Source organism: Streptomyces sp. NPDC057438, from assembly GCF_042802995.1.
Taxonomy (GTDB): Bacteria; Actinomycetota; Actinomycetes; order Streptomycetales; family Streptomycetaceae; genus Streptomyces.
In genome coordinates this window covers 37151-51780 of sequence record NZ_JBHVDD010000047.1, presented here as the reverse complement: position 1 = coordinate 51780, position 14630 = coordinate 37151, and the positions used below count along the sequence as shown (strand labels likewise).

The following is a 14630-nucleotide window of genomic DNA, read 5'->3' as shown; positions in this document are numbered from 1 at the left end:
CCGCCTTGCCCTCATCCCGTCCCCATCCCCATCCCCAGGCTCGCATCTCCCCACCCCGCCCCACTCCTCCTCGCTGGAGCCGCCATGAGAGCCCTCACGCGCACGACAGCACCCGCCCGCACCCCTGGTACGCCCCGTCGGCGCCGTCCATCCCGGACCGGCACCCTCGCCGTCGCCCTCCTCGGCCTGCTGCTCCCCTTGTTCGTCTTCGGCACGCCGGCGCACGCGGCGCCGCCCGGCTTCCGGATCGAGAACGGCCGGCTGCTGGAGCGCTCCGGCAACGACTTCGTGATGCGCGGTGTGAATCACGCCCACACCTGGTACACGGACCGGATCGGCTCGCTCGCCCACATCAAGGCCAAGGGCGCCAACACCGTGCGCGTGGTCCTCTCCAGCGGTGACCGGTGGACCCGCAACGACACCGCCGACGTGGCGAACGTCGTGACGCAGTGCAAGCGGAACCGGCTCATCTGTGTCCTGGAGGTGCACGACACCACGGGGTACGGCGAGCAGAGCGGGGCGGCGACCCTCTCCCGGGCCGCCGACTACTGGATCGATGTGCAGAGCGCGCTGACGGGCCAGGAGGACCACGTCATCGTCAACATCGGCAACGAGCCGTACGGCAACAACAACTACGCGGGCTGGACGGCGGACACCAAGGCGGCGATCCAGAAGCTGCGCGCCGCCGGATTCGACCACACGATCATGGTCGACGCCCCCAACTGGGGCCAGGACTGGGCGTTCACGATGCGCGACAACGCGGCCTCCGTCTTCGCGGCCGACCCGGACGCCAACACGATCTTCTCCATCCACATGTACGGCGTCTTCGACACGGCGGCGGAGGTGAACGACTACCTCAACCGGTTCGTGCAGGCCAGACTGCCCATCGTGATCGGCGAGTTCGGGCACGACCACTCGGACGGCAACCCCGACGAGGACGCCATCCTCGCCACCGCGCAGCGGCTCGGCCTCGGTTACCTCGGCTGGTCCTGGAGCGGCAACGGCGGCGGTGTCGAGTACCTGGACCTGGTGACCGGCTTCGACCCGGACCAGCTGACCAGCTGGGGGCAGCGCCTCTTCAACGGCGCGAACGGCATCGCGGCCACGTCGAAGGAGGCCGCGATCTACGCCTCCTCGGGCGGCGACACCACTCCCCCGACGGCCCCCGGCACCCCGGCCGCCTCCGCGGTGACCTCCTCGTCCGCCACCCTGACCTGGGCCGCCGCCACCGACGCGACGGGCGTCACCGGCTACGACGTCGTCCGTGTCAGCGGCAGCACCGAGACCGCCGCGACCACCACGACGGGCACCTCCGCGACGCTCACCGGGCTGACCCCCGCCACGTCGTACACCTTCGCCGTGTACGCGCGGGACGCCGCCGGCAACCGCTCGGCACGCTCGGGAACGGTGAACGTCACGACCGCGTCCGGCGGTTCCACGGCGGCCTGCGCCGTCGGCTACCGGGTGACGGGCGAATGGCCCGGCGGATTCCAGGGCGAGATCGTCATCCGCAATACCGGCACCTCGGCCGTCGACGGCTGGACCCTGCGCTGGACGTTCCCCGGCAGCCAGCGCGTCTCCAGCCTCTGGGGCGGTACGGCGGCCCAGTCCGGCGCGGCCGTCACCGTCACCGCCGCCTCGTACACCGCGAAGATCCCGGCCGCGGGTTCGGTCTCCCTCGGGTTCACGGCGAGCCGTGGCACCACCAACCCGGCGCCGACCGCGTTCACCCTCAACGGGGCCTCCTGCACGACGTCATGACCCTCCGGGCCGGACCCGTGGCAGCTCAGCCCGGGCCCGGCCCGGCCCCGCCGCCCTTCAGCCGCTCCAGGTCCGAGGGCCGTACCTGGATGGCCAGGACGGCGATCAGGGCGGCGACGACGGTGAAGATCGCGGCCATGACGAAGGCGGCCGAGACGCCCGCGGTGAGCACCTCGTCGGACCAGGGCGGCGGGAGCTGCCCGGTCTGTTCGAACCGCAGGCGCTCGGCCGGAGTCGCCTGGGAGAGGAAGTCCGGGACCTGCTCGGCCGCCTCGTTGGTGCTGGCCGTGCCGTACATCGTGACGAGGATGGAGAGGCCGAGTGAACCGCCGACCTGCTGGGTGGCGTTGAGGAGCCCGGAGGCCGCACCGGTCTCCGCTGTGGGGACGTCGGAGAGGGCCATCAGGGTCAGCGAGACGAACTCCATGCCCATGCCGAGGCTGAAGACGAGCATCGGGCCGAGGACACTGCCGGCGTAGGTGGAGTGGACGTCGGTCAGGGTCAGCCAGCCCAGGCCGACGGCCGCGAGGATCGCGCCCCCCACCATGAACGGTTTGGGCCCGTACACGGGCAGGAACCGGGAGGCCAGCCCGGCCCCGACCGCGATGACGGCGCTGACCGGCAGGAACGCCAGCCCGGTGGCCAACGGGCTGAAGTCCAGCACGTTCTGGGTGAACAGCGTCAGGAAGAAGAACATGCCGAAGATCGCGGCCGCCAGGCACAGCATGATGCCGTAGGTTCCGGCGCGGTTGCGGTCGGCGAACATGTGGAGGGGAGTGATCGGCTGCCGGGAGCGCTTCTCCACCAGCACGAACGCCGCCAGCAGTACGACGGCCCCGGCGAACGAGGCCAGCGTGAGCGTGTCCCGCCAGCCCTCCTGCGCGGCCCGGATGAAGCCGTACACCAGGAACACCATGCCCAGGGTGGAGGTGAGGGCGCCGGTGATGTCGAAGTGCCCGGGTGTGCGCGCGGACTCACGGATCCAACGCGGTGTCGCCAGCGCGATCAGCAGGCCGATCGGCACGTTGACGAACAGGACCCATCGCCAGTTCAGCCACTCCACGAGGACGCCGCCGGCGAGCAGCCCGATCGCGCCGCCGCCCGCCGAGACCGCCGCGAACACCCCGAACGCCCGGTTGCGCTCCGGTCCTTCGCGGAACGTCGTACTGATCAGGGCGAGGGACGTCGGGGAGGCGATGGCACCGCCGACACCCTGGAGGGCGCGGGCAGCGAGGAGTTGGGCCTCGTTCTGGGCCAGGCCGCCGAGGAGCGAGGCCAGGACGAACAGCAGCACGCCGAAGACGAAGACCCGCCGTCGGCCGAGGATGTCCCCGGCCCGGCCGCCCAGCAGCAACAGGCCGCCGAAGGTCAGCGTGTACGCGTTGACCACCCAGGCGAGGCTTGTCGTGGAGAAGTCCAGGGACCGCTGGATGTCCGGCAGAGCGATGTTCACGATGGTGATGTCCAGCACCACCATCAACTGGCACGAGGCGATGACGAACAGCGCCATCCCATTGCCGCCACCGCCCGTTTCCCGGGTGGTGGTGAGTCCTGGGGACGTCTGGCGAGGATCGCTCATGATAGGTCGCAAGGGGCCGGGTCCGGCGAACGGTTCCGTCCGCCGTCGCGTTCCACTGTTCGACGGTACGCCGGTGACCTGGGCGTCACCACTCGGGCTCGATCCCCGCACGCGCACGTCCCGGATCGGAAAAACAGGTGCGCCATCGCGCGGGCCGGCGTTACGGTCGCCGCGATGACTACACACTCCCTCGGCAGAACGGGGGTCCCGTCCGCGCAAGGTGAGTGCTGATGCTCACCGACACCGCGAACGGGGATCCCCGCCTTTCCTTCTGGTTGCGCGTGCGCGAGTTCGCCGTGCCCCCCTCCATGGTCGAGACCGCGACCGCCCGCCGCTCCGTCGGCGACTGGGCCGGTGCGTGCGCCGCCGCGGGCGTCGACATCGACCTCGACATGCGTTCCGTGGCGCACGCGTACGGCCGGGAGTTCCAGGCCCGGGTCCGGACCGATCTCCGGAACCTGGCTCCGGACCTGCTGCGCTGGCACATGCCGAGGATCGCCCCCGACGGACTGCTGCGGCCGGGCCTGACCCTCACACTGGCCCGGTACCCCACGGCCGGGCGTGAGAGCCCGAGTCCCGTGCACCTCGTGGTCCGGACACCGCCCGCCTGGGCGGACGCCGGGCAGCGGATCAGTCTCGCGCTGTGGGACGGATCCCGCTCCGACCCCCGTGCCCCCGCTCATCCGCACGCACGCCCCAGCCGTCGGTACCGGCTCGATCTGCACCGCCACCTCTGGGACGCGCGCAGGGCGGGTGAGCTGCGCGGCCGCTCCGGAGCGGACCGGCCACCGGGGCCGCGTCCGCCCGGGCCGGACGTGTGGGGGACGCCGGCCGCGGAACTCGGCTGCGCCGTCGAGCGATGGGCGGACGAGGCGGCGATCGTGCTCCGCGCCGAGGGGCGGCCCACGGGGACCGTTCTCGTACGGTGCGGGACCCGACGCCGGCTGCTCCTGGACCTGGGCCTGGACTCGGGAGCGGGTCAGGGCCGGCGCCCGGAGACTCACCGGGGTGCGGACGGCGACAGCGGGTCACCCTCGCTGCGGATCACGGCCGCACGGGGCGACGACGGTGCTTTCACCTCCTTGCCGGTCCTCCCCGACGCCGCGACCTGGGCGCTGCCCGACCTGGAGCTGATCCGTGCCGGAGCGCTCGACGCCGGGCGGCTGCACCCTCTGGTCGCGGCGGCGCTCGTACCGGATCACGAACGGTCCGGGCCCGGGCCCCACGAGGTCCTGGACCGGGCGGGGCGGCCACGCGTCGTGGACTGCCGCGGTGAGCGGCACCGGATCGGCCTGGTCGACGGGACCCTGACGGCTCTCGACCATGACCCGGCCGAGCTGCGGCGCGAGGAACTGCTGGTGCACCTGACCGGCACTCCCCTCCCCTGTCTACGGGCCATCGACGAGGCACACCGCCGTCCGGACTGCCTGTCCGGTGTGCGCGAACGCCTGGACCACGGGGACGTCGCCGGTGCGCTGGCCGTCGTCGAGGGCCTCCTCGGCCCCGAGGCGGTCCTGCGCGACGGACCTCTGCGGGACGAACTGGAGTCGGCCGCCCAACGGCGGATCGTCTACGGCCTGTACCGGGCCGGTATCGCCGAACCGCTCCCCGGACGGGTCCGTGCCGACGCCGGCCGCCGCCCTCCCCGCCACCGCCGCCCCCGCGACGCGACCTTCTACTGACCCGGGCGACCGGGGCGACCGGGTCCACCCGTTCCTGACTCGTGGCCCGGCCGAGCAGGCCCTTGACTCCTGGCCCCTCCCTCCTGACTCCTGACTCCTGGCCCTTCCCTCCTGGCCCTTCCCTCCTGACTCCTGCCCCCTGGCCTCTCGCGGTACCCGCACCCATCACAGGCCTTCGGCCCCCTACACCCCAAGGTGACTCACATGCCCACATGCACCCCGTTCCCCCTGCCCGTCGCGCACACCCCGCCCGGCCGCACCTCCCAACTCGACGTAGCGGCGGACCTGTTGAGCCTGCTGCGCACCACGACCACCGAACCGCGCCCCGACGCCCAGCTGGAGGCACTGACCCTGGCCGTCGCCGCCGACCTGCCCGTCCTGCTGTGGGGTGAGCCCGGGATCGGCAAGACCGCGGCGCTGACCCAGCTCGCGACCGCCCTGGACCTCCCGCTGACGACCGTGATCGCCAGCGTGCACGAGCCGTCCGACTTCTCGGGGCTCCCGATCGTGGGAGACGACCCGGCCGAGCAGGGCGTGCCGATGGCGCCGCCGGACTGGGCGGTGCGGCTGGTGCGCGCGGGCCGGGGGCTGCTGTTCCTGGACGAGCTGTCGACGGCGCCGCCCGCCGTGCAGGCCGCGTTGCTGCGTCTGGTGCTGGAGCGGCGGATCGGTGCTCTGCAACTGCCGCCCGGTGTACGGATCGTGGCCGCCGCCAACCCCCGGTCCTCGGCGGCGGACGGCTGGGAGCTGAGCCCCCCGCTGGCCAACCGGTTCGTGCATCTGCAGTGGACGCACGACCACGAGGTCGTCGTACGGGGTCTCGGCGGGACCTGGCCGCGGGCCACCCTGCCGCGGCTCGCGCCGGAAAGGCTGCCGGAGGCGGTGGAGTTCGCCCGGCGTGCGGTGTGCGCGCTGCTGGCCGCGCGGCCCAAGCTCGTGCATCAGCTGCCGAACAGCGAGAGTCGCCGAGGCGGGCCGTGGCCGTCCCCCCGGAGCTGGGAGATGACGCTGCATCTGATCGCCTTCGCGACCGCCGCCGGCGTCTCGCGCGATGTACTCTCCCAGTTGGTGCGGGGCACCGTGGGCGACGGTCCGGGGCTGGAGCTGCTGGCCTCGCTGGACCGGCTCGACCTGCCGGATCCCGAGACGCTGCTCGCCGACCCGTCGGGGGCGGACCTGCCCCAGCGGGGGGATCTGCGGCAGGCGGTGCTCGACGGTGTGGTGGCGGCGGTCCGGGCACGGCCGGAGAAGGGCCGCTGGGACGCGGCGTGGGCGCTGCTGGTGCGGGCGCTGGAGACCGGTGCCCCGGATCTGGTGGTCGTCCCCGCTACCACCCTCGCGTCCCTGCGCCGCGACGACTGGGACGTGCCGGCGGCGATCGAGAGCCTCGCCGGAGTGGTGACCCTGTCCCGGCGAGCGGACGAGGCGGCGTCCCGCGCCGAGCAGGCGACGAGGACCCGCCGATGACAGCCCCGATGACAGCCGGGTCGACTGACCGGAAGGACGCGGCCGCGGGTGCGACAGCCACCGGAACGGCTGCCCACAGCGCCGGCACGCACGCGGGGGCGAGCACCGGCAGCAGCGCGCGGGTGCTCGACTTCGACAAGCTGTACACCGCCCGGCTGCAGGCGGCGCGGGCCCGCCCCTATCTGGCGACCGCGTTGTTCGCGCTGCACGCGGTCGAGTCCCCGCGGGTGCCCACGATGGGCGTCGACCGGTACTGGCGGTGTTACGTCTCCCCGGACTTCGTGGACCGTACGCCGGTGGAGGAGCTGGCCGGGGTGTGGGTGCACGAGGTGTCTCATCTCCTGCGCGACCACCACGGGCGCAGTGACCGGGTCGCCAGGGAGCGCGGCCTGACCGGGCCCGGGGAGCGGCTGCGGATGAACATCGCCGCCGACTGCGAGATCAACGACGACGCCTTCGGCGACGGACTGGTCAAGCCCGAGGGCGTCGTCGATCCGGCGTTCCTGCGGCTGCCCGAGGGACAGCTGATGGAGGACTATCTGCGTCAGTTCCAACTGGGGGCGCAGACGGGTGAGTTCGCGTGGCTGGACTGCGGCAGCGGCGCCGACGGTCTGGAACGGGAGTGGGAGCTGGGGGCGGACGGGGCGCACGCCCTGAGCGAGCAGGAACGGGACGCGGTCCGGTTCCGGGTGGCCCAGGGCATCACCGGCCGTCCGGGGTCGGCGTCCGCGGGCTGGAAGCGCTGGGCGGAGGAGGCGTTCCATCCGCCCCAGCCGTGGCGCGATCTGCTGGGCGCGGCGGTGCGGTCGGCGGCGTCCGCGCCCGGCGCGGGCGAGGACTACAGCTACGGTCGGCCGTCGCGGCGCTCGGCCGGTGTGCCGGGGACCGTGCTGCCGAGTCTGCGGCGCCGGCCGCCCCACGTCTCGGTGATCATCGACACCTCCGGGTCGGTGAGTGACGCGGAACTGGGCAGCGCGCTGCTGGAGGTCGCGGCGATCTCCCGTGCCGTGGGCGGCCGACGGGACCTCGTCACCGTCGTCCCCTGCGACGCTGCGGCCCGGATCGCCCATCCGCTGTGCAAGGCCGAGGGCATTCCCCTGCTGGGCGGCGGCGGGACGAACCTGCGCGCCGGCTTCACCCGGGCGCTGCGCAGCAACCCCAGGCCCGACGTGATCGTGGCCCTCACCGACGGACAGACACCCTGGCCCGCCTCCCGGCCGCCGTGCCGGACCGTGGTCGGCCTGTTCCCCCGGCACTCCCGGCACCTCACATGGAGCGAGCACGACCCCGACTACGTACCCCACTCACCCCCGGACTGGGCCCGCGTGGTGCAGATCGGATGAGCCCCGTCGGCCCCTCGGAACACTCACATGACAATGCGCACGGCTGTCGGCCGCCGCCGCGCGCTGACGTCCGTAACGGGTCCGTCGACGCGCGGCGCCCGCCGGCGGTCAGCCGATCTCGACCAGCAGGTCGCCGCCCTCCACCTGCTGGATCTTGTTGATGGCCAGGCGGGAGACCCGGCCGGCCTTCGGGACGGTGATGGTGGCCTCCATCTTCATCGCCTCGATGGTGGCGACGGTCGCGCCCGCCGCGACCTCGTCGCCCTCGGCGACCGCCAGGGTGACCACGCCGGCGAAGGGGGCGGCGACGTGGCCCGGGTTGGAGCGGTCGGCCTTCTCCGTGACGGGGATGTCCGAGGAGGCGGCCTTGTCGCGGATCTGGATCGGCCGCAGCTGGCCGTTCAGGGTGGACATCACCGTGCGCATACCGCGCTCGTCGGCCTCGCCCACGGCCTCCAGGCCGATGAGGAGCCGCACACCGGGCTCCAGGTCGACGGCGTACTCCTTGCCGGGGCCGAGGCCGTAGAAGAAGTCCTTGCTGTCGAGGACGCTGGTGTCGCCGTACGTCTGACGGTGGTTCTCGAACTCGCGTGTCGGGCCGGGGAACAGGAGCCGGTTGAGGGTGGCGCGGCGGTCCTTCTCCAGTCCGGCGCGGTCCTCGGCGTCCAGGTCCTGGACGGGCTTGGCGTCGGCGCGGCCCTGGAGGGCCTTGCTGCGGAACGGCTCGGGCCAGCCGCCGGGCGGGGTGCCCAGCTCGCCGCGGAGGAAGCCGATGACGGAGTCGGGGATGTCGAACCGGTCGGGCGTGGCCTCGAAGTCGGCGGGTGACACCCCGGCGCCCACGAGGTGCAGGGCGAGGTCGCCGACCACCTTGGAGGACGGCGTGACCTTGACCAGGTGGCCGAGGATGCGGTCGGCGGCGGTGTACATCGCCTCGATGTCCTCGAAGCGGTCGCCGAGGCCGAGGGCGACGGCCTGGGTGCGCAGGTTGGAGAGCTGGCCGCCGGGGATCTCGTGGTCGTAGACGCGGCCGGTCGGGGAGGCGAGGCCCGCCTCGAACGGGGCGTAGATGCGGCGGACGCTCTCCCAGTAGGGCTCCAGGTCGCCGACGGCGCGCAGGTCGAGGCCCGTGGGGCGGTCCGAGTAGTCGGTCGCGGCCACGATCGCGGACAGCGACGGCTGGGAGGTGGTGCCCGCCATGGAGGCCACGGCCCCGTCGACGGCGTCGGCGCCGGCCTGGATCGCGGCGAGATAGGTGGCGAGCTGGCCGCCGGCCGTGTCGTGGGTGTGGATGTGCACCGGCAGGTCGAACTCGCGGCGCAGCGCGGTCACCAGCTTGGTGGCGGCGGGGGCGCGCAGCAGACCCGCCATGTCCTTGACGGCCAGGACGTGGGCGCCGGCCTCGACGATCTGCTCGGCCAGCCGGAGGTAGTAGTCGAGGGTGTAGAGCCGCTCGGCAGGGTTGGAGAGATCGGAGGTGTAGCAGAGGGCGACCTCGGCGACGGCCGTTCCGGTGGCGCGGACGGCGTCGATGGCGGGCCGCATCTGGCCCACGTCGTTGAGCGCGTCGAAGATCCGGAAGATGTCGATACCGGTCTCGGTGGCCTCCTGGACGAAGGCATCGGTGACCTCGGTCGGGTACGGCGTGTAGCCGACGGTGTTGCGGCCGCGCAGCAGCATCTGGAGGCAGATGTTGGGGGCGGCGGCGCGGAAGGCGGCCAGGCGCTCCCAGGGGTCCTCGGCGAGGAACCGCAGGGCGACGTCGTAGGTGGCGCCGCCCCAGCACTCCAGGGAGAGCAGCTGCGGGAGCGTCCGGGCGACCACGGGGGCGACGGCGAGCATGTCCTTGGTCCGGACCCGGGTGGCGAGCAGCGACTGGTGGGCGTCCCGGAAAGTGGTGTCGGTGACGCCGATGGTCGGCGACTCGCGCAGCCAGCGGGCGAAGCCCTCCGGGCCGAGTTCGACGAGCTTCTGCTTGGAGCCGGCCGGGGGCTCGGCCGCGGTGGCCCTCGGCAGCTTGGCCGTCGGGTCGACGAGGTCGGGCCGTGGGCCGTTCGGCTTGTTCACGGTCACGTCGGCCAGATAGGTGAGCAGCTTGGTGCCCCGGTCGGCCGAGTGGCGGGAGGTGAGCAGGTGCGGGCGCTGCTCGATGAAGGACGTGGTGACGTTGCCGGACTGGAAGTCGGGGTCGTCGAGGACGGCCTGCAGGAACGGGATGTTGGTGGAGACGCCCCGGATGCGGAACTCGGCGACCGCGCGGCGGGCCCGGTTGACGGCGGTGGTGAAGTCCCGCCCCCGGCAGGTCAGTTTGACCAGCATGGAGTCGAAGTGGGCGCTGATCTCCGTACCGGCGTGGGTGGTGCCGCCGTCGAGACGGATGCCGGAGCCGCCGGGCGAGCGGTAGGCGCTGATCCGGCCGGTGTCGGGGCGGAAGCCGTTGGCGGGGTCCTCGGTGGTGATACGGCACTGCAGGGCGGCGCCGCGCAGGGTGACGGTCTCCTGGGACAGGCCGAGTTCGGCGAGGGTGGCCCCGGCGGCGATCCGCAGCTGGGACTGGACGAGGTCGACGTCGGTGACCTCCTCGGTGACCGTGTGCTCGACCTGGATACGGGGGTTCATCTCGATGAAGACGTGGTTGCCGTCGCGGTCGAGGAGGAACTCGACGGTGCCCGCGTTGCGGTAGCCGATCTCGCGGGCGAAGCGGACGGCGTCGGCGCAGATGCGGTCGCGCAGGGCCGGGTCGAGGTTCGGGGCGGGCGCCAGCTCGATGACCTTCTGGTGGCGGCGCTGCACCGAACAGTCGCGTTCGAAGAGGTGGATGACGTTGCCGTGGCCGTCGGCGAGGATCTGCACCTCGATGTGGCGGGGCTCGACGACGGCCTTCTCCAGGAAGACGGTGGGGTCGCCGAAGGCGGAGGCGGCCTCGCGGGAGGCGGCCTCGATGGACTCGCGCAGCGCGGCGGGGTCCTCGACGCGGCGCATTCCGCGCCCGCCGCCGCCCGCGACGGCCTTGACGAACACGGGGAAACCGATGTCGTCGGCGGCGCGCACCAGGGCGTCCACGTCGGTGGAGGGCTCGGAGGAGCCGAGGACGGGTACGCCGGCGGCGCGGGCGGCGGCCACCGCGCGCGCCTTGTTGCCGGTCAGCTCCAGGATGTGCGCGCTGGGGCCGACGAACGTGATGCCGGCCTCCTCGCACGCCCGGGCCAGCTCGGGGTTCTCGGACAGGAAGCCGTAGCCCGGGTAGACGGCGTCGGCGCCGGCCAGGCGGGCGGCGCGCATGACCTCCTCGACGGAGAGATAGGCCCGCACGGGGTGGCCCGGTTCGCCGATCTCGTAGGCCTCGTCGGCCTTGAGCCGGTGCAGCGAGTTGCGATCCTCGTGGGGGAAGACGGCGACCGTCCGTGCGCCCACTTCATAGCCGGCGCGGAACGCGCGGATCGCGATCTCGCCACGGTTGGCGACCAGTACCTTGCGGAGCATTCCGGATCCCTTCGGCCTGCCTGGTGAGGAACACCATGGTCGCGGCAATGCGGCCGACGTGCCATGAGAGTCCCGTCACTGACAGGTGATCGGAGGTCTGACTCCCGTGACAGGGCCATGGTCAGCCTGCCACCGTGAACTGGCTCCCCGTCTTCTCGCCGTCGTCCGTGACCGCCGCGGCCACACAGCGCAAGACGCGCAGTCCCTTGTCCCACTGCGTCGCCGACGGCGGGATGATGTCGACGTTCCACTCGTTCGCGACATCACGGCCGCCCGCGGTCATGGTCGCGGCCATGACCTTCTGCGAGCACAGCGCCTTGACGTCCGGATGCCTGATCAGGTCGCGCGCGTTGTTCGTCGTGCCGTCCCTGGGCAGCGGGGCGATCGCGAAGGTCTCCCACACGTGCTTGGTCCGACAGTCGGCGCGGCTGACGGTGACGATGCCGGAGATGTCGACGATGCCGCTCCAGCACTCCGGCGTGGCGACGCACCGGCCGCCCACTCCGGCGACCTCGGTGGCGGGACAGTTCTCCTCCGTGGTCGCCACCTCGAACCCGGAGGCCCCCGCGCCCCCGGCGGTGGCACCGGCGGACGGCGAGGCGGAGGCGGAGGAGCGGCCCGCACCGGTCTCGGCCTTCTCGTCGTCCCCGTACTGCACCACCGTCACCGTGACACTCACGGAGACGGCCACGGCGGCCACGGCCGCGAACCCGGCGATCACCACCGGCCGCCGCCGCGGTGCCTTCCGCCCGCCACCGTCGCCACCCTCGGGCCCGGGCACCACCGTCGTGCCGCCCCCGCCCGGCGGCACGGCCCCGTACGGCGGCATCGTCGCGGGCGGCGGCATCGTCGCGGGCGGGGCGTCCCGGTACGGGAACACCGTCGTGGGGGCATCCCGGTACGGCGGCATCGTCGTCATGGCGGGCGCCGGGCCGAACGCGCCTTTGCCGCCCGCTTCCCCTCCGTCGCGCAGGTCCACGGTGTCGAGGTCGATCGCGGCGAGGGCGTCGCGGAAGGCGCCGGCGTCGGACAGCCGCCCGGCGGGGTCGGCCGTGAGGGCGTGCCGGAGCGCCGCGTTGAGGGCGGGCGGGAGCCCGGGGAGGTCGGCGTAGGGCCAGGTGTGGCGCACGATCAGTTCGGCGAGACTGAGCTGGGTGCCGTCCTCGGGGTGGTGCGGCGGGCGGCCGCACAGCAGGGCGTGGACGGTCGCGGCCAGGGAGTAGACGTCGCCGGCCGGGCTGGGATCCGCCATGTGGAACGCCTCGGGCGGCGCGTAGGCGGGGGTCAACGCCTCCCGGGTCACGGACAGTTCGCGCCCGGGCCGGGGCATGGCGGCCAGGCCGAAGTCGGTGAGGGCGACGCCTCCGTAGCGGTTGACCATGACGTTGCCGGGCTTGATGTCGCGGTGCAGCACCCCGGCGGCGTGGGCGGCGGCCACCGCGTCGGCCAGGCCCACGCCGATGTCGCGTGCCTCCTTGACCGGAAACGCGCCCTGCCGGTGCAGCCGGTCGCCGAGCGAGCCGCCGGGGCACAGTTCCAGCACCATGTAGGGGCGGTTGTCGGAGAGAACTCCGGCGTCGTACACCGGGACCACGTGGGGGTGCCCGGACAGCTGCCCGGCGGCCGTGACCTCGCGCAGGAAGCGCTGCCGGTCGCGCGGTGTGGACAGCACCCGGCTGTCCACCTTCAGCGCGACCTCGCGGCCCACGGCCAGTTGGCGGGCCCGGTAGACCGTGGCGAAGCCGCCTCGGCCCAGGACTTCCTGGATCTCGTAACCGGGCAGGTCCGTTCGTTCGGGCCCCATGGTGCCGTACCCCCAGCGCACAGCCCCGGGCAGGACGTCCGACCGAGGTGAGGCGAGACTCTAGCCGAGCCCGGTGACACCCGAACGCCGGGTTCGTCCACGGATGCCGGACCGGCTCACGCCAGGGGCCCCAGGTCTCCCTCGAGGACGGTTCGGGTGATCGGTGGGCGGTGCCGGAGGGCGAGGATCTCGTTGGCGAGGTCGACGATCGGCAGCGGGTGCCGGTCGCCGTGCACCACGATGCCCGCGGCGAGGAGGCTGCCCGGAACCGCTCCGGCGTCGAGGAGGACACGCCATTCCTCGGGGGCGAGGGCGAGGTATTCCAGTCCGGTCAGCCGGGTGATCTCCAGTGGGTCGGCGAGCGTGCCCGGGTAGGCCGACAGGGTCCGCAGGCGGGGCAGTCCGACGACGGGGGCGAGGCTGAACGGCTCGCCGTCCCAGACGCCGAGGCTCAGCACCTCAAGGCCGGGGTGGGCGGCGGCCTCGACGCCGGTGATGCCGGTGATGTTGACATGGGCCACCACCGGCGGTCCGTCGCCGCGTCGCCGCCGCGGTTCCCCGCGGGGGCCGTTCAGCACCAGGTCCGTGAGGGAATCGGCGATCAGGGCCGCGCCGGTGTGCTCCTCGTGGCCGATGAGGATGATCTGACCCGTATGTCCGCGCGGGCCCGGTGTCAGGTCGACGGCGAGCCGGTCGCCGCCGCCGTTGTCACCGAAGACGATCCAGCCGGGCGAGCCCACCAGGCCCTGCACCTCGGCGTCGGGCGGGGTGACGACCGCGTCCATCGCCGCGAACTGCCACAGGGTGTGCCGGGACGCCGCGTCGGCGACGTACAGGCCCTCCAGGGGGAAGAGTTCGCAGCCGACCGCGTCGGACTCGCGTTCGGCCCCCTCCTCGTCGTCCTCCCAGTCCTGCCAGCGCGCCCGCGTCACCCGGTACAGCACCTTGAGTTCGTCGGGCAGGGCGACGCCGAGGCCGGCCTCCGCGGCGGCGATCTCCTCCTCCGTCGCGGCGACGGCACCGGGGATGCGTTCGCGGAGCGTCCGCTCCAGGAGGAGGAGGTCCACGGTCGGGGCGGGTACGGCGTCGGGCACCGGGTCGGGCAGGCGGCGCCAGGGCTCGGGGACGGCGCCCTCGACCAGCACCAGCGCGCCGGGGTGCGCGTCCCCGACACCGGGTTCGGCGGCGGGGCTGGGGGTGAGCAGCCGGAGCACGGCCGGGCCGGAGGCGGAGAGGGTCGCCGTGAACGCGATGTCGTCGATGCCGGCCTCGGCGAGCGCGCTGTGGATGCGGGCCACGGCGTCGTACTCGTCCTGGGAGTCCTCGACCTGGGCGGCCCGGCCGGGCGGTGGCGTCCGCCGGGTCAGCGGCAGGCTCCAGCCGTAGAGGCCCACGTGTCCGGCCACGTCGCCGGGCGTGGCCAGGTCATGCGCCTTGTCGGCCCGCAGGACCCGCAACAGGGGTTCCCAGGTGGCGAATTCGTACAGCGGAGACGGCATCGGTGACCTCCG

At 73.1% G+C, this 14630-nt stretch carries 8 protein-coding genes; 4 read left to right on the top strand and 4 right to left on the bottom strand.

Annotated features, from left to right (window positions below):
• Positions 1-84 precede the first annotated feature (84 nt).
• Complete coding sequence (locus tag ACFU5F_RS24445; RefSeq protein WP_383890966.1) at positions 85-1761, top strand: cellulase family glycosylhydrolase; 1677 nt, start codon at positions 85-87, stop codon at positions 1759-1761.
• Between the two features lie 25 nt (positions 1762-1786).
• On the opposite strand, the gene ACFU5F_RS24440 is transcribed toward ACFU5F_RS24445, so the two are convergent.
• Positions 1787-3271, bottom strand: coding sequence for an MFS transporter (locus ACFU5F_RS24440; protein ID WP_383890963.1), 1485 nt, complete (start codon positions 3269-3271; stop codon positions 1787-1789).
• Positions 3272-3570: 299 nt separating this feature from the next.
• Here ACFU5F_RS24440 and ACFU5F_RS24435 point away from each other — a divergent pair, with 299 nt between their 5' ends.
• The 3 genes from ACFU5F_RS24435 to ACFU5F_RS24425 all read left to right on the top strand — a co-directional run bounded on the left by ACFU5F_RS24435 (position 3571) and on the right by ACFU5F_RS24425 (position 7832).
• Positions 3571-5022: a hypothetical protein gene (locus ACFU5F_RS24435; RefSeq protein ID WP_383890960.1), complete on the top strand. Its 1452-nt coding sequence runs from the start codon at positions 3571-3573 to the stop codon at positions 5020-5022.
• 204 nt (positions 5023-5226) lie between these two features.
• Positions 5227-6489, top strand: a complete 1263-nt coding sequence (locus tag ACFU5F_RS24430) for an AAA family ATPase (RefSeq protein ID WP_383890957.1) — start codon at positions 5227-5229, stop codon at positions 6487-6489.
• Positions 6486-7832: a VWA-like domain-containing protein gene (locus ACFU5F_RS24425; protein WP_383890954.1), complete on the top strand. Its 1347-nt coding sequence runs from the start codon at positions 6486-6488 to the stop codon at positions 7830-7832. Before ACFU5F_RS24430 ends, ACFU5F_RS24425 begins: the two co-directional genes overlap by 4 nt.
• Positions 7833-7940: 108 nt before the next feature.
• Here ACFU5F_RS24425 and ACFU5F_RS24420 read toward each other — a convergent pair whose 3' ends face one another.
• From ACFU5F_RS24420 to ACFU5F_RS24410, 3 genes are all read right to left on the bottom strand, one after another.
• Complete coding sequence (locus ACFU5F_RS24420) at positions 7941-11315, bottom strand: pyruvate carboxylase (RefSeq protein WP_383890951.1); 3375 nt, start codon at positions 11313-11315, stop codon at positions 7941-7943.
• Positions 11316-11436: 121 nt separating this feature from the next.
• Entirely contained in the window at positions 11437-13119 is a 1683-nt protein-coding gene (locus ACFU5F_RS24415) for a serine/threonine-protein kinase (protein ID WP_383890948.1), read from the bottom strand.
• A 116-nt stretch (positions 13120-13235) separates the two neighbouring features.
• A complete protein-coding gene (locus tag ACFU5F_RS24410) occupies positions 13236-14618 on the bottom strand; it encodes an SMI1/KNR4 family protein (RefSeq protein ID WP_383890945.1) in 1383 nt (460 codons plus the stop codon).
• Between the last annotated feature and the right edge of the window lie 12 nt (positions 14619-14630).